At 69.7% G+C, this 18,735-nt stretch carries 16 protein-coding genes and 1 pseudogene; 9 read left to right on the top strand and 8 right to left on the bottom strand.

Features of this window, described 5'->3' with window-relative positions; translation table 11 throughout:
* Together KGQ19_RS52865 and KGQ19_RS20800 are read right to left on the bottom strand one after the other, a co-directional pair.
* Positions 1 to 282: pseudogene (locus KGQ19_RS52865) on the bottom strand (IS110 family transposase); the annotation flags it as partial.
* An 860-nt stretch (positions 283 to 1,142) separates the two neighbouring features.
* Complete coding sequence (locus KGQ19_RS20800; RefSeq protein ID WP_212010869.1) at positions 1,143 to 1,742, bottom strand: GNAT family N-acetyltransferase; 600 nt, start codon at positions 1,740 to 1,742, stop codon at positions 1,143 to 1,145.
* Positions 1,743 to 1,885: 143 nt separating this feature from the next.
* Between KGQ19_RS20800 and KGQ19_RS20795 the strand changes: the two genes are divergently transcribed.
* Positions 1,886 to 2,194 carry a hypothetical protein gene (locus tag KGQ19_RS20795; protein ID WP_212010868.1) on the top strand — a complete coding sequence of 103 codons (309 nt, stop codon included), beginning with the start codon at positions 1,886 to 1,888 and terminating at the stop codon, positions 2,192 to 2,194.
* A 112-nt stretch (positions 2,195 to 2,306) separates the two neighbouring features.
* Here KGQ19_RS20795 and KGQ19_RS20790 read toward each other — a convergent pair whose 3' ends face one another.
* The gene (locus KGQ19_RS20790) at positions 2,307 to 3,335 is read right to left on the bottom strand and encodes an ABC-2 membrane transporter-related protein (protein WP_212010867.1); all 1,029 of its coding nucleotides are present in this window, start codon (positions 3,333 to 3,335) and stop codon (positions 2,307 to 2,309) included.
* A complete protein-coding gene (locus KGQ19_RS20785) occupies positions 3,332 to 4,141 on the bottom strand; it encodes an ABC transporter ATP-binding protein (RefSeq protein ID WP_212010866.1) in 810 nt (269 codons plus the stop codon). The genes KGQ19_RS20790 and KGQ19_RS20785 overlap by 4 nt, the downstream gene beginning before the upstream one ends.
* A 165-nt stretch (positions 4,142 to 4,306) precedes the next feature.
* Here KGQ19_RS20785 and KGQ19_RS20780 point away from each other — a divergent pair, with 165 nt between their 5' ends.
* Both KGQ19_RS20780 and KGQ19_RS20775 read left to right on the top strand, forming a co-directional pair.
* The gene (locus KGQ19_RS20780) at positions 4,307 to 5,563 is read left to right on the top strand and encodes a sensor histidine kinase (protein WP_212010865.1); all 1,257 of its coding nucleotides are present in this window, start codon (positions 4,307 to 4,309) and stop codon (positions 5,561 to 5,563) included.
* A complete protein-coding gene (locus tag KGQ19_RS20775) occupies positions 5,560 to 6,222 on the top strand; it encodes a response regulator (RefSeq protein WP_212010864.1) in 663 nt (220 codons plus the stop codon). The genes KGQ19_RS20780 and KGQ19_RS20775 overlap by 4 nt, the downstream gene beginning before the upstream one ends.
* A gap of 33 nt (positions 6,223 to 6,255) precedes the next feature.
* Here the strand turns inward: KGQ19_RS20775 and KGQ19_RS20770 are convergent, their stop codons facing one another.
* The 4 genes from KGQ19_RS20770 to KGQ19_RS20755 all read right to left on the bottom strand — a co-directional run bounded on the left by KGQ19_RS20770 (position 6,256) and on the right by KGQ19_RS20755 (position 10,412).
* Positions 6,256 to 7,497, bottom strand: coding sequence for an endolytic transglycosylase MltG (locus KGQ19_RS20770; protein WP_212010863.1), 1,242 nt, complete (start codon positions 7,495 to 7,497; stop codon positions 6,256 to 6,258).
* Positions 7,498 to 7,532: 35 nt separating this feature from the next.
* The gene (locus KGQ19_RS20765; protein WP_212010862.1) at positions 7,533 to 8,054 is read right to left on the bottom strand and encodes a SigE family RNA polymerase sigma factor; all 522 of its coding nucleotides are present in this window, start codon (positions 8,052 to 8,054) and stop codon (positions 7,533 to 7,535) included.
* Positions 8,055 to 8,312: 258 nt separating this feature from the next.
* Positions 8,313 to 9,218 carry a glycoside hydrolase family 19 protein gene (locus KGQ19_RS20760; protein WP_212010861.1) on the bottom strand — a complete coding sequence of 302 codons (906 nt, stop codon included), beginning with the start codon at positions 9,216 to 9,218 and terminating at the stop codon, positions 8,313 to 8,315.
* 177 nt (positions 9,219 to 9,395) lie between these two features.
* Positions 9,396 to 10,412, bottom strand: a complete 1,017-nt coding sequence (locus tag KGQ19_RS20755; RefSeq protein WP_212010860.1) for a LysR family transcriptional regulator — start codon at positions 10,410 to 10,412, stop codon at positions 9,396 to 9,398.
* A 134-nt stretch (positions 10,413 to 10,546) separates the two neighbouring features.
* Between KGQ19_RS20755 and KGQ19_RS20750 the strand changes: the two genes are divergently transcribed.
* From KGQ19_RS20750 to KGQ19_RS20725, 6 genes are all read left to right on the top strand, one after another.
* Complete coding sequence (locus KGQ19_RS20750; RefSeq protein ID WP_212010859.1) at positions 10,547 to 11,212, top strand: hypothetical protein; 666 nt, start codon at positions 10,547 to 10,549, stop codon at positions 11,210 to 11,212.
* Positions 11,213 to 11,431: 219 nt separating this feature from the next.
* A complete protein-coding gene (locus KGQ19_RS20745) occupies positions 11,432 to 12,259 on the top strand; it encodes a G1 family glutamic endopeptidase (protein WP_212010858.1) in 828 nt (275 codons plus the stop codon).
* Between the two features lie 348 nt (positions 12,260 to 12,607).
* On the top strand, positions 12,608 to 14,449 hold the full coding sequence (gene asnB / locus KGQ19_RS20740; protein WP_212010857.1) for an asparagine synthase (glutamine-hydrolyzing): 1,842 nt from the start codon (positions 12,608 to 12,610) through the stop codon (positions 14,447 to 14,449).
* A gap of 111 nt (positions 14,450 to 14,560) precedes the next feature.
* On the top strand, positions 14,561 to 16,621 hold the full coding sequence (locus KGQ19_RS20735) for a hypothetical protein (RefSeq protein ID WP_212010856.1): 2,061 nt from the start codon (positions 14,561 to 14,563) through the stop codon (positions 16,619 to 16,621).
* Positions 16,622 to 16,761: 140 nt separating this feature from the next.
* Positions 16,762 to 18,018, top strand: a complete 1,257-nt coding sequence (locus KGQ19_RS20730; RefSeq protein ID WP_212010855.1) for a mannosyltransferase family protein — start codon at positions 16,762 to 16,764, stop codon at positions 18,016 to 18,018.
* A 99-nt stretch (positions 18,019 to 18,117) separates the two neighbouring features.
* Positions 18,118 to 18,714, top strand: a complete 597-nt coding sequence (locus KGQ19_RS20725; protein WP_212010854.1) for a Rieske (2Fe-2S) protein — start codon at positions 18,118 to 18,120, stop codon at positions 18,712 to 18,714.
* Positions 18,715 to 18,735 lie beyond the last annotated feature (21 nt).

Here is an 18,735-nt window from a genome sequence, read left to right as displayed (position 1 = left end):
CTGTGCGGCGGGTCTTGCGGTCGGGGCGGTCGACCTCGACCACGACGATCCCGGCGGCGGTCAGGTGCCGGGCCAGGGCGGCGCCGTAGGAGCCGGTGCCCTCCACCCCGACCGCGATCACGGTGCCATGGCCGGACAGCCAGGCAGCGCCGCGTATCCGGCGGCGGTGGCCGGGAACTCCTGGTCGCCCAGGTGCCGGCCGATCGGGTCGATGAGCGCGGCGTGGTGGGTGGCGCCGTGGGTGTCCACGCCGCCGATGACTTGGGGTGTCTGATCGGTCATGATGGTTGTGCCTTCCCCTCTTTCCGGTTCGCATCGGCAAGACGGCGGGCACGCGACCGGGCAGGGCCGGGGACAAGACAGTGACGGGACTTCTAGGCCAAGCTCCTGATTAGGTCACTCCAGCCCGGCCCGGTCGCACACCGCCGCAGACAGCCCTACCGGGCAGGGTGCCAGATCCGAAGAAAGACAGCCTGTGCAAGGCGTCGGTCGCGTCGAGAGACAACCCCACCCGGCAGAACCACCACCACCATCATTCACTGTCGCGTCGGCAGGGCTTCGCCTACAGTGCCGGTGGCCGGGGGTCAAGTTCGCGCTGCACAAAACCGCAGCTTGAGCACCCAACCGCCGCGCGCGGACTTTACCCCCGGACACCGGTGCTGTACCCCCCGGGCTGACGACGCGACCGAGGGGAACGGACCGCACCACCTCAGGAACCGCAGCCGCTGAGACTGACCCGGCCACCCTAGGGAACCGCGCTAGTTTCCCTGAGGTTGCCGAGGCCCGCCGGAGGCCCGGCCCTTCACCATGGGTTTGACCTTGATCTTGCTGTTGATCTTGCTTGTGCCGTTGATCTTGCTCTTGATCTGGCCTGTGCCGTTGATCTTGCCCTTGCTCTGACTTGCTGGAGTTGAAGAGGCCTGAGGTGGGGCGGGGTTGTGAACGCGCGAACCAGCAGCCGACACACAGACTCGCCGCCCCGAACCCCGAACCGGCACAACTACGACCGAAGGCCGTAAAAATCGCCTTTCAACCCACAGCCCAACCGCAACCCGGCCCACAAACTCCAGCCCCAGCAAACTCCACCCGCCGACGGATCCCGCCCGGCGACCGGCACGTCGCGAACAACGTCGCGAACCACGTCACGGACTCCCGGGCAAAGCGCGAACTCCCAGGCAAGCGTTGCCCGACACGGCACTAGCGCCGCCCGCGACGGTTCCGCCAGCCACGGTGCTACCAGCCACGGTGCTACCAGCCACGGTGCCGCCAGCCACAGTGCCACTCGCGGCGGTGCCGCCCGGGCTCACGCTCCGCCGGTAGGAGTAGTAGATGAGCCCGTCGTGGAACCTGCCGACCTTGTCGTAGAGCGCGCGCGCCGGGGCGTCTTCCAAGGTGTTCCAGTAGAGGCCGGGGAACCCGTGGTCCCTGGCCTCCTGCGCGACCCACTCGAGTACCGCCGTCGCCACGCCCCGCCGCCGGGCCTTCTCGTCCACGTACAGGTCAGCCAGATAGCACTTTCCGGAGTACCAGACGCTGGCGTGGAACAAGTAGTGCGCGACGCCGACCATCTCGCCGTCCAGCCGCGCCGCGATTCCGTGGACCTGACCGCCGTCGATCAGCCGGCGCCAGGTCCGCTCGTAGTCGGCGTCGGTTCGCTCGACGTCGAAGTAGGTGTCCTTGCCCCGTGCCAGGGTTTCCCACTCGGCACGGTCGGACTCGGTCAGGAAGTCGATCTCCACCATGGGCCCATTCTGTCCTCCGACGCGCCCCGCCGCATCGGCGAGCGTACGACCCGCGCCTCAGGACCGGTCCTGACCGGACTATGCCAGCGTTCTGCGAAGGCCGCCGCACCGCGGCCCGCCATCAAAACAGGAGAGAGAGGCACATGAGGACCAGAAATCGCGTCGCCGCCGTCGTCCTGGCGACCGGACTCGGGTTGTTCGGCGTCAGCTCCGCCGCCCAAGCCGTGACGGCCGCCCCCGCCACCGGGTTCTGCTCCGGATCTCCCGGCGGCAGCACCTACATCGGGCACTGCTACGGCTACGCCACCGGAAGCTGGTTCCAGTCGTACGCGCACTGTTCCAACGGCATCACCGCCATCGGCGGCCTGGCCCCCGCCGACGGCGCCGGCGGGTTCTCCTACGCCTCCTGCGGCAGCGCGACCGCCCAGTACGGCTGGAACCAGGTGACCTGACCGAACCGCACGCGGCCGCCCGAGCCGCTGTGAGGATCCACCGCGGCCTCGGCGACTGTGTCGAGGCCGCGGCTTCCTCGCCTGTCAGGTTCTTGCAGAGCGCCCCGACGCCTTACGTCAGCCGCACCTTGCGCAGCCACAGCACCCCGCCCGCGGCCAGCACCATTGAGGCGCCGAGCAGCATCGCGGTCTCGATCCCTTGGAACTCCCAGAACCGGTTCGCCGGCTGGTACCGCACGACCTGCCGCAGATCTTGCTGTGCCAGGCAGTCGTCGGTCTGCGCCATCGCCAAGTCCGAGCACTGTGACGCGCCGAGCATGCTGAAGCTGTGCCCATCGGGCTTCACGGTCCGGTCGGTGACGATCCACGCCCCGGGGATGTCGACCGGTACCGTCACCTGTCCCTCGGTCCCGAACTGCGCCGGCTGGAAGGCCGAGGCGGTCAGCACCGGGCCGGTGCGCGCGACCGGCGTGACGAGATCCGGCCGGATCCAGGTCGGCACCGCGAGCTGGATCGCCGCGACCACCACGAGCGTCGCCGCCATCGCCGGAACGGTGCGCCGGATCAGCACCCCGAGCACTACGCCGACGACGAAGCCGAGTGCCGCGTATCCCAGCGGGGCCACGCCCCGCGCGTCGAACACCACCTTCTGGAACCGGCTGAGCTGCGACCCGCCGCCGACCGGGAAGCCGCCGGCGGCGTCGATCGGCGCGGCCCACCAGCTGATCAGGAGACTGATGAGTCCGGCGAACGCCATGCTGGCCAGCCCCAGCAGCGAGATCTTCACCCGGGCCCAGCGGGTCGGCGTGACGCTCTGGTGCCAGACGAAGCGCAGCGTGCGCCCCTCCACCTCGCGCGTGATCATCGGAGCGCCCCAGAACGCGCCGATCACCGCCGGAGCCAGCAGCAGGAGCCCCAGCCCGACGAAGTACAACGCCGGGTACGTGCCGTCCGCCTTCATCGCGGTCAGGAAGTCGGTGGTCGACGTTGTGCACGAGGCGTGGCACGAAGCCAGCCCGCTCCGGGCGTAGAGCCCTGACAGACCCGCGGAGGTACTCACCACCGCGATGCCGAACGCGATCACCACACCGGCGGCTACGATCGCCGACATGCGGAACTGCCGATAGGTCAGCCAGATCATCGCTGTGTCTCCACTTCCGGGTATGCGGCTTCCCGCTGCGCGGATTCCCACTGCGCGGCGCGGCCCATGTGGGCCAGGACGAGGTCTTCGAGGTCGGCCGGCGCGCTGTCCGGACCGGCCGCGGCGTTGTGGGCGGCCAGCAGCTCGTTGACCGGACCGGCCGCCCGGATCCGGGACGCGGTGATCACGATCAGGTAGTCGCAGAACCCCTCAAGGTCTGAGACCAGGTGCGAGGAGAGCATGACGGTCGTGGCCCGCTCGGCGACCGCGTCCGCCAACTCGTCCAGGAACTCGCGCCGGGCCAGCGGATCGAGGGCGGCCACCGGTTCGTCGAGGATCAGCAGCTCGGGGCGCTTGGCGATGGCTATGGTCAGCGCCAACTGCGCCCGCTGACCGCCGGAGAGTCTGCCCGCCTTGCGTCGGGGATCCAGTCCCAGCCGCGCGATCCGTCGCTCCGCATAGGGCCGGTCCCAGTGGGGATTCAGCCGCGCGCCGAGCCGGAGGTGGTCGGCGATGGACAGGCCGAGGTACGTCGGCGTGTCCTGGGCGACGAAACCGACCCTCGCGAGCTGTCCCGAACCGCTGCCGGGCCGGCCGCCGAGGATGGCGATCGATCCGGAGTCGGGTGCCAGATGGCCGGTGGCCAGGTTCAGGAGCGTGGTCTTGCCCGCACCGTTCGGGCCGACCAGGCCGACGACGCGACCGGCCGGGATGCTCAGCGTGCAGTCGGTCAGCGCCCAGCGGCCGCGATAGCGCTTGCCCAGGTGCCGGGTTTCGATCGCGGTGGTTTCGATCGCTGTGGTCATGGGTCTTCTCCTCCTTATTGGCTGCGCACCAAAGTGCCGCTCGCGGCGTCGCGAATCGTCGGACCGGGGGATCGGACTCGGGGACCGGATCTGGCCTGAAGTACCACCGCGCGCATCGGCTCTGGGTACGACGCGGTCCACAGGTCACGCGGGTACCGTCATGGCATGGACGCACACAGCCCACCGCTGGTCACCCGCCTTGCCCGCGTGCGGCTGCGGCCGTGGCAGCGGGTCGCCGTCGACGGTGTGGTCGCCGTGCTGGCGACGACCGCGGGCAAGGTGCCCTACCTCCGCTACCCGGACTGGCTGGCCGTCGTCGTCCTGGCGCTGGCGGCGCTCCCGGTGGTCGTGCGTCAGTTCTGGCCGCGCGCTGTGCTCGCGGTGGTCGTCCTCAGCACGGCGGCGGCCATCGCCGGAACAGCGGTCAACGCGCCGGCGTTCCTTCCGCTCGGCGCTTGCTACGCGGTATCGCTGATCCCACTGCGGTTCCCGCGACGCGAAGCGCTCGGGCTGCTCTGCGGGACGTTGGCCGTGCTGGGAATCGGACTCGCCGTCTACGCCGCCGGATCCGGTTCCGGCGCCAGCGGCGACACCAGCCGATTCGCCGCGGAGTGCGGGGTCTACGTCACGGCCGCCTGGCTGGCCGGGTACGTGGTGCAGCAGCAGCGTTCTTATACAGCGAAGGCGCATGAACAAGCCGCGCAGGAGGTACGCGAACAACTCGCCGAGGCGCGCCGGATCAGCAGCGAGGAGCGGCTGGAGATCGCCCGCGAACTCCACGACGTCGTCGCGCACACCGTCAGCCTGATCGCCGTTCAGGCCGGCGTCGCCAACTATGTGGTGAAGACGAACCCCGACGAGGCGGCGCGGGCGTTGGCGTCCATCGAGACGACCAGCCGCGGCGCGCTGCGTGAGATGCGGGCGCTTCTGGCGATGCTGCGGGCCGACGGGAGCGCGGACGGCGTCGGGCGTGCTGGCGGCGTCGGCCGGGACCGCGCCGAACTGGTGCCCGTTCCGGGACTCGCCGATCTGGACGACCTTCTGGCGCGGACTGCTGAGGCGGGGCTGCTGGTGGATCTGGAAGTGCGCGGCGACCCGAGCGCGGTTTCCGCGGGGATCGACCTGGCCGCGTATCGGGTGATCCAGGAGGCGATCACCAACGTGATCAAGCACGCGGCGACGGACACGTGTCGCGTGACCGTCGGCTACGAGCGGGACGCGCTGTCGGTGGAGGTGACGGACCACGGCAACGCCGAGCCCGGCCGGATCTCGGGCCTGGGCCACGGTCTGGTCGGCATGCGTGAGCGGGTCGGCATGTATGGCGGCGAGTTCCGGGCCGGACCGCTGCCCGGACGCGGGTTCCGGGTGACCGCCCGCCTGCCGCTGACCGAGGCGACGGACCGGACGGGGACCCCCTCATGACCGTCAAGGTGCTGGTCGCGGACGACCAAGCCCTGGTCCGCGGCAGCTTCAGCCTCCTCGTGGACTCGGCGCCGGACCTGACCTCGGTCGGCCAGGCGGCGACCGGCGCCGAGGCGGTCGAGCTCGCCGGACGTCAGCACCCTGACGTCGTGCTGATGGACATCCGCATGCCCGGTATGGACGGCATCGAGGCGACCCGCAGGATCACGGCCGCGCCCGCCGACCAGACAATCAGGATCCTGATCCTCACGACCTTCGACATCGACGAGTACGTCTTCTCAGCCCTGCGCGCCGGCGCCAGCGGCTTCCTGCTGAAGGACACGCCGCCGGCCGATCTGCTGGCCGCGATCCGCGTCGTGGCGGCCGGCGAGGCATTGCTGGCGCCGACCGTCACCCGGCGCCTCATCGAGGAGTTCACACGACGACCGGAACCGGCCCGCCGCCCCCTCGCCGGACTGCCGGACACCACCGAGCGGGAACGCGAAGTGCTCACGCTCATCGGCCTGGGACTGTCGAACGACGAGATCGCGGCACATTTGCACGTCAGCTTGTCCACGGCCAAGACCCACATCGGCCGCCTGCTGATGAAGCTGGACGCCCGCGACCGTGCCCAGCTGGTCATCGCCGCCTACGACGCCGGGCTGGTCAAGCCGGGGTGAGGCTGCGGTACGGGCCCGGGCCCGTACCGTACGTCACTTAGCGGTGCAGGCGTTCTTGAACGCCGGCGTCTGGTTCTTCATGAAGAATTCCGTACCCGTGGCCGTGACGCACCAGTAATACGTGCCCTGATGGCTCGGCGTCAGCGCGGACTTGATCATGTCGTCCGAGGTGTCGTAGACCGGTGTCGGCGGCAGGCCGTGGTGCGGGGCGTAGGTCGAGTACGGGTTGTTCGGGTCCTGGACCTGCGCCGCGCTCGGGAGTTTTCCATTGGGCAGGTGCCCGATCCAGTAGAGCGCGGTCGAGTCGATGCCCAGGTAGTCGTTGTCCTTCAGGCGGGTGTAGACGCCCTCGGCGACCTTCTGGCCGTCGTCGGGGTCGGTGACTTCGCCCTCTGCGATGGAGCCGACAGTGAGCACCTGCTCCGGGGTGCAGTGGGCAGTGCCGCAAGTCAGCGCGGCGGCCTTGGTCTCGAAGTCGATGCTCTTCAGGAACGTCATCCGGTTCGCCACCATCTGGGTCAGCACCGACTGCGGGGTGTCGCTGGCCACCAGGGCGTAGGTACCCGGTTCGAGCATCCCCTCGATCGTGAACTGGCCGGTCAGCGAGTCCTTCGACCAGGCCGGCAGGCCGATGGTGTTGTTCTGGATCGCGGTGTCGAAGTCGGCCTGCTTCCACTTGCGCTTGTCGATCAGGCCGGCGATGACGTCCTTGCCCCACTCGTGGGGCTGCACGATGATCTGCGAGGCGTCGGACAGGTTCGACTTCTTCAGCAGCTCCAGCACCGCGTTGGTGCCGGAGATCCCGGGGCAGACGACGTAGGTGCCGGCGCCGATGTCGGCCGAGCCCTGGTCGTGGTTCGCGGCGTTGATGTAGGCGTCTTCGCTCTTGACGACGCCGGCCTCGAACAGCGCGTGCGCGATGGTCGTGGTGGTCGCACCGCGCGGGACGTCGACCGGCACCTTCACGTTCGCCGCGCAGGTGGCAGCCGCCGAGTAGTCCGGTGCGGATCCGTTCGCACCCGAGGCCGCGCCGGTGCCGGTGCCGTTGTCGTGCGAGAGCCCGACGTAGCCGCTGCCGAACGCCGCCCCGCCGGCTACCACCAGCGTCGCCGTCGCCCCGAGCGCCGTCCGCCGACGTCCCTTGGCCGCCCGCAGATGCCTCCTGGTCATCCCGATCGGGTCGGCGTGGTCCGGATGCCGCAGCGCCCGGGCGTGCAGCATGCGGGAGATCTCGTCCCCGAATCCGCCCGGCTCCCCGGGCTCCTGGTCCTGCATCGACGGTTCCTGCCTTCCTGCCTCAGCATCCTGACTCATCGCGCGGTCACCTCGGCCCGGGCCGCGGACAGCAGCTCGCGCATCCGTACCAGCCCGCGCGAAGCCTGGCTCTTCACCGTGCCGAGCGACTTGCCCAGCAACGCCGCGGTCTCCGCTTCGGTGAGTTCTTCGTAGTAGCGCAGGACGATCACGGCGCGCATGCCCGGCGGCAGCGTGGCCAGCGCGCGCCACAGCTCGTCCTCCCGGTCCACCGCGGCGTGGCCGTCGTGCTCGTCCGGCCGGTCCGGCGGCTGCCACGTGACGTGCGTACGGTGCCGCAGAGCACGGCGCCACCAGGAGTTCGCCAAGTTGACGATGATTCGGCGGACGTACACCTCCGGCTGGTCCGCGCGCTCGATCCGGCGCCAGTTGCGGTGGGCGCGGATCAGCGCGTCCTGGACGAAGTCCTCGGCGTGGCCGTGGTCCCCGGTGAGCAGATACGCGGTGCGCACCAGCTGCTGCCGCCGCCCCGCCACGAACTCCCAGAACGCCTGTTCCTCATGCTCGGTGAGCGCCATTCGGCGGCACCCCGCTCTCCTTTCCTCGCCCCGCGCACCGGAGAACTCGGCGCGCACACTGGGTAGAGCCTCCGGACGGGCAGGAAGTTGAAAGGTGCGCGAAGGTTTTTCCGGGCGCTTTGATTTCAGCGGATCGGGCCGCCGAGCGCGAGTCCCATACATAGCGGCGGCCCCACCGATGTATCCGGTGGAGCCGCCGCGAATCGTTCCGCTATGACAGTCAGCAGGTGGGGTCCGCCGTCAAGGCGGCGTTCCCTGTCAGCAGGTCAGGTTTCCGCCCGGATCCACACCGAGCACCCCGGTGATGCTCTCGTAGTCGTTGACCCGGTCCTGCATCTCGCCGGTGTTCCCGCCGTTGCACTCCACGCTGCCGTTGATGGCCCAGATCGTCTGCCCGAAACCGGCGCCGTTGACCATCGCGTCGTGCGCGGTCATGGTGCCGGGTCCGTTCTGCGTCATCCAGTACCACAGCGCGGTCTCCCACGAGGTGGCCGAGTCGGTGGCGGCCAGGTCGGGGTTGTCGAGCAGGTCGATGCCCAGCGCGTTGCCGGCCGCGTAGTAGTTGAAGTTCCAGCTGATCTGCAGCGGTCCGCGGCCGTAGTAGGAGTACGTGCCCGCCGGGCAGCCGTAGGACTCGCTCGCGCAGTAGTCGCCGGACTGGTCGATCTCGCGGATGTAGACCAGGCCGCCGGTCTCGTGGTCCACATTGGCCAGGAACGCCGCGGCTTCCTGCTGCTGCGTCGCGGTGCTGCCGGTGGTGGCGAAGCCGGGGTAGGCGCTCAGCGCCGCGACCAGGCCGTCGTAGGTGTAGAAGGAGTTCCGGTTCGGGAAGATCTGGTCGAACTGTGCCTCACTGACCACGAAGCCGCCGGTGGTGCCCCCGCCACCGCCGGCCGTGCACGCGCCCTGATCGACCCAGACGTCCTGGCTGTTGTTGCCGGGTATGTCGCCCTGCGTCCACCACTTGGCGGACCAGTTGTCGCCGTTGTAGGAGGCGACCTGGTTGCCGGTGTAGGCGACGGTGGAACTCCACGGCGCCGCACACGTGGTGTCGGCCCGGGCCGGTGCGGCGGGCAGCGCGATCAGCGCCAGACCCAGCACGGCGACCAGCACGGTCAGCAACGCGAGCAGGCGAGTGTGTCTTGATGCGTGAGTAAGGGACATGAGCCACTCCTGTGGGGAAGATGTCGAGTGGTGGCATTTGGAGTGAACTGAATTGGTCCATACCAGTCAAGGCTTTGAGCTGAAATTGGTCCAGACCGCTTGGTTTCGCCACCCGACCGCTACTGGTGCCCGACCGGGTTCGGGACGGGCTCTCGCCGTGCCCCGGGAGGACCTGGGCTAATCAGGGTTCGTGGAACCGCCGCGGACCGGAGGCCGCGGCCGACTGCTGGCCGTCTGGCTCGGATCCTGCGGGTGGACGATGTGCACCGGCCGTGGTGCTTGCGGGGAATCGCTGTACCGCTCGGCACCCACCAGCATCGCGTCGTAGAAGGCTGATGCCGCGGCCTCCACCGCCGGCACCGACCGGTCGGTCAGCCGTCGGCGGAACATCCGCACCAGGTAGGTGCCCGCCACTTCGAGGTCGCACAACGTCGCGCCCGGGGTCGTCGCCGCGATGTACTCCGGCAGCAGCGCCGCCCCGAGTTGTGCGGACACCATCGCGCGGGTGGTCATCTGGTGCACGGCCAGATGCTCGACGCTCGGCGTGATCCCGTGCTTCGCGGCGAACCTGCCGAACGCCCGCACCCGGGCCGAGCCGGCCGGGGCGCCCACCCAGGGACGGCCGTCGAGGTCGGCCGGGCTGGTCGGAGTCGGCCACGAAGCCGGCACCACGATGCGGTACAGCCCCTCGAAGACCACGAACGAATGCAGGCCCGGCGGCACCGGGATCGCCGTCTCCCGGTCGTCGGCCACCAACAGGATGTCGAGGTCGCCGACCCGCAGCGCGGGCAGGCCGTCGTCGGTGTAGGCCTCGACCAGGCGCGGCTCGATGCCGGGATGGTGTTCGGCCAGCCACGGCAACGCGGTCGCGGCGACCTCCGGCACGGCCGCCAGCGGCAGGCCGATGCTCACCGGCCCGGCCGCCTGCTCCGTGTACGCCACGAGTTCGTGCGCCGCGTCGGCCAGCGCCCGCTCCACCCGCTCCCCGAACCCGGCCAACAGCCGACCCGCGACCGTCAGCCGCACACTGCTCGCGCCCCGATCCACCAACGGGAGTCCCAGATCCTGCTCCAGCCGGCTCAGTTGCTGCGACACCGCGGACGGCGTCGTCCCGAGCGCCCGCGCGGCCGGGGCGATGCCGCCGTGCTCGGCTATCAGGGCCAGGGTGAGCAGTCGTTTCGGGTCCAGTTCCACAGGCCTCAGGCTAGCTAATGCCCACCCCCAGGCGGCTCCGCTACCACCGCCGGGCGGCCGGTATGCACACTTGCGCCGTCCAGCCCTCGGATCCGTTCCGCCATGTCCGACTCACCGCCAGGGAACCAGAGGCCATGCCTGCCACAGCTCAGCGTCTGCGCGAGATCGCGGCCTTCGCGCTGCTCGCGTTCGGGATGATCAGCACCCTGTTCAACACCATCACGCTCTTGTTCGGCCCCGACGGCTGCGTCGCCACCGGCATCGGTGCCATGACCCGCACCGGTTCGCAGGGCACGACGATCCCCTTCGCCTACCGGGCGCTCGGCGCGACCGGCTCGCTGTTGAACCCGGTGGTGATCGCCGCCCCGGTCGGTGCGGCCGCGCTGGTGCACGTCCAGGTGCGGCTGCGCAGCTCCAAGGGCATCGCGCTGGTGTCGCTGCTCACCGTGGTCCTGGCCGGGGTCTTCGGCCTGGTCGCGTTGTTCGCCTCCTTCGGTGCGGAGAACGCCACCGGTTACATGAAGACCACCAGCTTCTGCATCGGCCTGACCGAACTGGGCGTCACCGCTGTCGCGGCCTGGCTGATCCTCGGCTACTTCAAGCAGCACGGCCCGGCCCGCGTCGCCGCCCCCTACGGCTTGCAGCCGCCGCCGGGACCGTGGAACCAGCCGCAGCAGCAGCAGCAGTGGCAGCAGCCTCCCGGCGGTGGTCCGGCCTGGGGTCCCGGCGGTGGTCCGGGCAGTGGTCCGGCCTGGGGTCCGTCTCAGCCGCAGTGGGGTCCGCCGCAACAGCAGGGCTGAGGCCGTCGCCGCACTGGCGAGTCGGTTGGCCAATTCATGTCAGACCGGTATCGGCCAAGCAAATCAGAGGTTTTACCCCACCTTTACGGACGCCTCCCAAAGCCCGGTGTCACACTCCGGGAGGTATAGACCAACAGGTCTTCACCAGCCCCGGCCCGCATCCCGGCCGGGGTGAGACGCACCAGAACCCCCAGCTCATCCACAGTTAGGGAGGCATCCATGCGTTCATTCAGACTTCTCGGACTCTTCGCGGCGGTGGCGTTGGCCGCCGCGACGGGGATCGGGAGCGCGCAGGCCGCGGAGCCGGCCGCCGGGCACGTGAGGCCGGCCGCGCACACGCACCACCTCTCGCACGGCGTGGTCAGCCTGCCGGCCCAGCAGCTGCGGCACTTCTCGCATCTGCTGCATTCGCAGCACCCTGCTTCCGCGCACGGTGTCGCCAACCAGACCAGCACCAACTGGGCCGGCTACGCCGCCAACAGCGGGTCGTACACCAGCGTCAGCTCCAGCTGGGTCGAGCCCGACGTCTCCTGCAACTCCGGCGGCATCGTGGCGTTCTGGATCGGTCTGGACGGCTGGGGCAGCAGCACGGTCGAGCAGGACGGCACCGGCGTGGACTGCTCCAGCGGCTCGCCGCAGCAGTTCGCGTGGTGGGAGACGTACCCGGCGAACAGCATCCAGGAGTACGGCGACCCGGTGTCCGCCGGCGACTCGCTGACGTCGACCGTGACCGACACCGGCGGCGGCCAGTACCAGATGGTGCTGACCGACAACACCCAGGGCTGGACCGAGAACCAGACGGTCGGCGCGTCCGGCTCCGACGCCAGCGCCGAGGTGATCGCCGAAGCGGTCACCTCCGGGAGCAGCGTCACCCCGCTGCCGGACTTCTCCTCGGTCAACTTCAGCGGCTCCACGTTCAACGGCTCGCCGATGTCCGGTTCCGGCGCCCAGGCCATCGACATGACGGACAGCAGCGGCAACGTGATCGCCTCGACCGGTCCCGACGACGGCAACGGTGACTTCACCGTCACCTACAGCGGAGGCTGAGCTCAGGGGACGGATCAACCTTCAGAAGGCCTGATCAAGGTCCTGAAGGCCCGATCGGGCCCTATGGCTGGTGATTCTGACAGGCGGCGGACCCTCCGGGGCCCGCCGCCTGTCGGTTTCGGGCCAGTTACAGAGTGCTCACATCAGCGGTGACGTCCGTGGTCATCGAACACTTCGCAATCGCCCTGAGGGTCGAATCTCGGCCACAAGGCGACGATTTACCGCCAAACATCCATCCCTCGGACTAGTTGTATAGGCCAGCTAACCACTGTGTGGGTAAGGGTCCTTCGTCGCCGATCACCCCTGACATCAGGGGCGGGAAACCGGGCGAGGCGGAAAGGAACGACTATGTGTGGGATCACCGGCTGGGTCTCCTACGAGCGCGATCTGCGCGCCGAGGCGCACGTGCTCGACGAGATGACAGCGACGATGGCGTGCCGCGGCCCGGACGACGTGGGCACCTTCATCGACGGCCCCGGCGCGCTGGGACACCGCCGCCTGGCCATCATCGACCTGCCCGGCGGGCGGCAGCCGATGACCGTCGAGGTCGGCGGGCACAAGGTCGCCATCGTCTACTCCGGCGAGGCGTACAACTTCACCGAACTGCGCGCCGAGCTGGCCTCGCGCGGGCACCGCTTCACCACGGAATCGGACACCGAAGTGGTGCTGCGCGGCTACGTCGAGTGGGGGGCGGCCGTCGCCGAGCGGCTCAACGGCATGTACGCGTTCGCGATCTGGGACGGCCGGGACCGCAAGCTCCGGCTGATCCGCGACCGCATGGGAATCAAGCCCCTGTATTACTACCCGACCCCGGACGGGGTCCTGTTCGGCTCCGAGCCCAAGGCGATCCTGGCCAACCCGCTGTCCCGGCGCGCGGTCGGCCTGGACGGTCTGCGCGAGCTGTTCGTGATGGTCAAGACCCCGGGGCACGCCTTCTGGGACGGGATGCACGAGGTCCAGCCGGGCACCGTGGTCACGGTCGGACCCGAGGGCGTGCGCACCGACGTCTACTGGACGCTGTCCACCCACGAGCACCCCGACAGCCGCGAGACCAGCATCGCGCATGTCAGGGAACTGCTGGAGGACATCGTGCGCCGGCAGCTGGTCGCCGACGTCCCGCGCTGCGTCCTGCTCTCCGGCGGCCTGGACTCCTCCACGCTCACCGCGCTGTCCGCGCGGGAACTCGCCCAGACCGGGGAGAAGATCCGCAGCTTCGCCGTCGACTTCGTCGGCCAGGCCAAGAACTTCGTGCCCGACCCGATGCGCGCCGACCCCGACACCCCGTTCGTGCACGCGGTCGCCGAACACTCCAACACCGTCCACCAGGACATCGTGCTGGACGCCGAGGCGCTGACCGACCTGGACGCCCGGCGCACCGTGATCCGCGCCCACGACAAGCCGGTCGGCTTCGGCGACATGGACACCTCGCTGTACCTGCTGTTCAAGGAGATCCGCAGCCACTCCACGGTCGCGCTGTCCGGCGAGTCCGCGGACGAGGTGTTCGGCGGCTACCAGGACTTCTTCAACGAGGACGCCCGGCGCGGCGGCAACTTCCCCTGGCTGGTGCGCTACGCCGAGAACTTCGGCGACGACATGGGACTGCTGCGCCCGGAGCTGAACCAGGCACTGGACCTGCAGAACTACATCGAGAGCAGCTACAACACGGCGGTCGCGGCCGTCGAGCGGCTGCCCGGGGAGAGCGACTTCGAGTTCCGGATGCGGCGGGTCTGCTACCTGTACCTGACCCGGTTCGTGCGGATCCTGCTCGACCGCAAGGACCGGCTCAGCATGGCGGTCGGCCTGGAGGTGCGGGTGCCGTTCTGCGACCACCGGCTCGTGGACTACGTCTACAACGCGCCGTGGGCCGTCAAGTCCTTCGACGGCCGCGAGAAGTCGCTGCTGCGCGAGGCGGCGGGCGATGTGCTGCCCCGCTCGGTCTACGACCGCGTCAAGAGCCCCTACCCGTCGACCCAGGACCCGCGCTACGTCGTCGCGCTGCGCGCCCGGGTCGCCGACCTGCTGGCCGAGCCGGGCCACCCGGTCTTCGACTTCGTCGAGCCGGACACCGTGCGCCGGCTGGTCACCGATGACTCGCCGGGCATCATGCAGGCTTCGCGGCGGGAGTTGGAACGCACGCTGGATCTGGCGCTGTGGCTGGAGATGTACAAGCCGGAGGTCAGCTGGGCCTGATGCGCGAGTGAGGTCAGCCGGGCGAGAGGCGCGGGTCGTGGCCCGATCCCTAAACCGGCGCCTGATCCCTAAACTTGGGTCCTTCGGGCGACCAGGGATCGGTGGGGCGGGATGGCTTCTGACAGCGTTGCCGCGGCGGCGGCGGACTCGGTGGGCTCATCGGATTCGGCAGAATCGGTGGGCTCACCGGATGCTGCGGGCTGGGCAGATCCGGCCGACTCGGACCGTGCCGAAGCTCCGGTCCGCCTCCTGGCGCTGCTGGGATCAGCGCGCCCGGCAGACGTCCCGGCGGTCCTGGCAGCGCTTCCGGAGGGCGATCTGGCGCTCGGCGTCGAGGCCGCCCAGGGCCGGCTCGCCCTGCCGGTCCGCGAGTACATCCTCACCGAGGGCCCGAATTCGGCGCGGGTCGCGCTGGCCCGCGCGACTGCCGTCGTCGGCGGGGTGGGGTCGGTGAACACCGTGGACCGGCTGCTGACGCTCTGCGATCCGGATGTCGACGCCGTGTTCTTCGACGTCGACCCCGCCCGTGCGCTGGTCAGTGGGGCCAGACAGACGGTCCTGCGGGACCGCAAGGGACCGGACGGCCACGCGGTGATCCCGCCCAGCGTCAAGCAGCAGCTGCTCGCCGCGGTCGCCCGCCCCGGACCCTCCGCGCGGCTGCTGACCGAGGTGGCCGCGGCCGACGATCCGGACCTGGTGCTGGCGGTCGTGCCGTACGCGAAGAAGCTGCCCGGCACAGACGCCGCGCGCATCATGCACACGCTGGACACGCATGGCCGGCGGCGTGAGGCGAAGCGTCAGCGTGCGTTGTGGGCGAGGCGGGGGAGCGACTTCGCCCTTCTCGGCTTCCCCCGGTTCGGTCACCTGCTCGAACGCTTCGCGCTCGGCACGAGCTTCGAGGTCCGGGCCAGTGACGACGTCACCGCGATCTCCTTGGACCGGTTCCGTGAACTCGTCGAGCAGCGTCAGTACACTGATCATCACCGCTTCCGCAAACTCCACGAGGCGTCCCAGGTCGCTCTGCGGACCGGGACGATCACGCCCGCCGAGATGCTGGAGCACGCCCGGCCCGCCGCGCTCGGGTTCGCGTTGGCGCTGTGCGATGAGGAAGCAGCCGCGGCGCCGGGCCTGCGGCGCGCGTGCGACGACATGCTCACGCTCATCGCGCGGCACGCCACCGAGCAGCTCGGCGACGACGTGAAGCGGTGGGCCCGGGCGATCGCCTGGGCTGGCTACCATGGGGGCACTGTCCTGGAGTTCCTCGCCGATCGCGATCTGACGCCGGGGCGGCCGATCAACAAAGTCGAATACGCCGCGTTCAACCCCACGGAGTTCTCCCCGGCGAACATCCTGCTCGCGCTGGCGCCGCCGGACGTGGCCACCGCGGCGCTGGTGACCAAGCGGATGAAGAAGTCGATCACCGCCGCCGCGCGCGGGCTGCCGTTGTGCCGGGCGCTGGTGGAGTTCGTCGTCGAGCACGGCACGGTCCCGCAGCGCGGGTTGCTGGCGGCCAACGAGGCGACGCCCGATTCGGTCCTGCTGCGCTTGCTGGCGAAGCCGAAAAACGATGAGGTCATGGCCTCGATCCGGGAACGAGAGCTTGTCGGTCCGCAGATCGGCAAGGCGGCGTTCGTCGGCGTCCCACGCGACCAGAAGCTGCTGGACTGGATCATCGACCACGCGGCCACGGACCCCGTGCTGGCGCTGAACGCGATCCGCGGCACCTCGGAGGACCCGGCGTGGGTGCTCGACGCCCTGCGCGCCACCCTGGACGTATTCCGGGAAGAGGGCCAGGCAGCCGCTTACGTACTACTCGCCGAGGTGGCCGGCGTCGAGGCGGTGTGGGCCCTGGAACTGGACCGCGTCGGAAGCCTGGACTACATAGCCGACCAGGTCCGCGAGTCGATGGCCACCGGCGACGCGGCCCCCCTGCTCGCCGAGGCCGAGGCACACCCGGTCCTGGACACGATCGCGGCGTACTACGCGGAGCCACTGCGCACCGAGGCGGCACTGGACCAGCCGCTGACCGACCCGATGACGCAGCTGATCCGGAGCCGGCTCGACGGCCGTCCCGATCGGTGGCTGGCGTTGGCGGGCAAGCTCCGGGAACGGCCGCAGGCCTCGGATGCGGAGCTCGTCGGGGAGTTCTCGGAGCTGCGACCCGGATACTGAACACCAGTTGCATCCCCTTGCGGCACCCTCGTAAGATCCCCTGACCTGGACTCCGTTGAAGATCACGGTGCGAGGTCGGAGGCTGACACGGGGTGGTCGGGGTGGCAGCCGGGTCATCAAGCGTTCAATCGGGGGGTACGGTGGCAGCCGTCATCAAACTGCCGGGCCAGCGGTCTAGCGGGGACCTGGAGTCGGTCGAGTCGTCGGCCGGCGGGGTCGCAGGGCACGAAGACCCGCCGTCCTGGCGTCAACGCTTCGCGCCGCACCGTCGCGTTATCGCGGTCACCTTAGGCGTCTACACCGGGCTGCACATCGTGGCCGCTCTCGCGGTGTTGTGGATCCTGCACTCGCGCGGCGAGTCGCTCGACAAGTTTCTGCACCAGGGCTGGGACTCGGGTTTCTACCTCGACATAGCGCGTGAAGGCTACAAGCACAGCAACGAATACGCGTTCTTCCCGCTCTTTCCGATGCTGGTCCGCGGGTTCCAGGCAGTCACCGGGCTCACCTTCAACTACGCGGGCGTCCTGGTCTCCGTCGCCGCCGGTTCGACCGCGGCCGTGGGCATCCGTTACGTCGGCGCGCGTGTGGCCAACGCCAGGACGGCGCTGATCCTCGTCGCGCTGTGGGCGGTGGTACCGAGCGCCGTCATTCAGGTCTGGGCCTACGCCGACGCGCTGTTCACGGCTCTCGCCGCGTGGGCGCTGTATGCCTTGCTGCGCCGCGCATGGCTCACCGCCGGCATCCTGACTTTCTTCGCGGGCCTGACTCGGCCGACGGCTTCCGCTCTCATCATCGCGGTCTGTCTTGCCGCTCTCTTCACGATTCTCGGTCGCGGAGGCCACGAGAGCGGTGAAGCCGGCGCGAACCGCGAAGCCGGCGTGAACCGCGAAGCCCGCTGGCGTCCCTGGGTCGGTGCCGCTATCGCCCCGCTGGGCATGCTCGCCTGGATCCTGGCCGTCGGACACCACTTCGGGCGCCTCACCGGCTACTTCAAGATGCAGCACGATGTGTGGAGCAACTGGTTCGACGGCGGCCGCACCACATACGACAACTTCGCGTCCCTGGTCGACGGCCGCGGCGACAACCCGCCGGTGGTGTTCCTGATCTCCTGCGCGACCATGGTCGCCATCCCGTTCCTGCTGGTCCTGGCCTACCGCCAGCGGCTGCCCTGGCCGCTGCTCGTGTACTCCGCGGCGGTGGCCGTCCTCATCCTGGGCAGCCATCGCCAGGGCTTTGTGGTCCCGCGCGAGGTCATGCCGGCCTTCCCGCTGCTCCTGCCGCTGGCGCGGACCCTGTCCCGGTCCCGGAGCCGGGGCCTGATCGTCGCCATGGTGGTGGTCGCCGCGATGTCCGGCTGGTACGCCTGGTTCATGCCGCTCACCTACGGTGCCCCGTAGAAGTCTCATCATTCTGAGGGGCCCGTTGAACCGATCGGGTCTCCGCAACGTGTCGCTACAGCACTTGCCAATACCTCAGACACAGGAGACGACCTGACGATGGCCACCGTTGATCTCGCCGCCACCCAGACCGATGACGAAACGGCTTGCCCGGCTCACTCCGACGGCACCGGAAGGCGGGCCTTCTTCGGGATCGCCGCGGCGGTCGGAGCCGTCTGCGCGGGCTGTTCCTCCTCCAAGAGCAGCACCGCTTCGGCCGGCTCGACCGGCACCTCCACCAGCGCTGCGGGCGGCGGCTCGTCGTCTTCCACGAGCTCGGTGCCCGGGAGCAGCGACTCGACGTCCGGCAGTGGCAGCGACTCGGCATCCGGTTCGACGTCCGCCTCGTCGTCGGGCTCCGGCGGCGGTGGCGCGGCGCTCGCCGCCGCGTCCTCGGTCCCGGTCGGCGGCGGCACCATCCTCGCCGCCCAGAAGATCGTGCTGACCCAGCCCACGGCCGGCACCTACAAGGCTTTCACGGCGGTGTGCACGCACATGGGCTGCATCGTCGGCACGGTCCAGAACGGCCTGATCGTCTGTCCGTGCCACGGCAGCGAGTACCACATCGCCGACGGTTCGGTGGCGAACGGGCCCGCGCCCACGCCGCTCGCGGCGATCCCGATCACGGTCGCGAACGGGCAGATCACCAAGGCCTGAGGCACAGAAACACGACGCGGC

Origin of the sequence: Catenulispora pinistramenti (assembly GCF_018274385.1) — a bacterium.
In the GTDB taxonomy this organism is placed as follows: Bacteria; Actinomycetota; Actinomycetes; order Streptomycetales; family Catenulisporaceae; genus Catenulispora; species Catenulispora pinistramenti.
The sequence above is the reverse complement of the archived record's forward strand: the minus strand, read 5'-3'. Positions and strand labels throughout refer to the sequence as shown.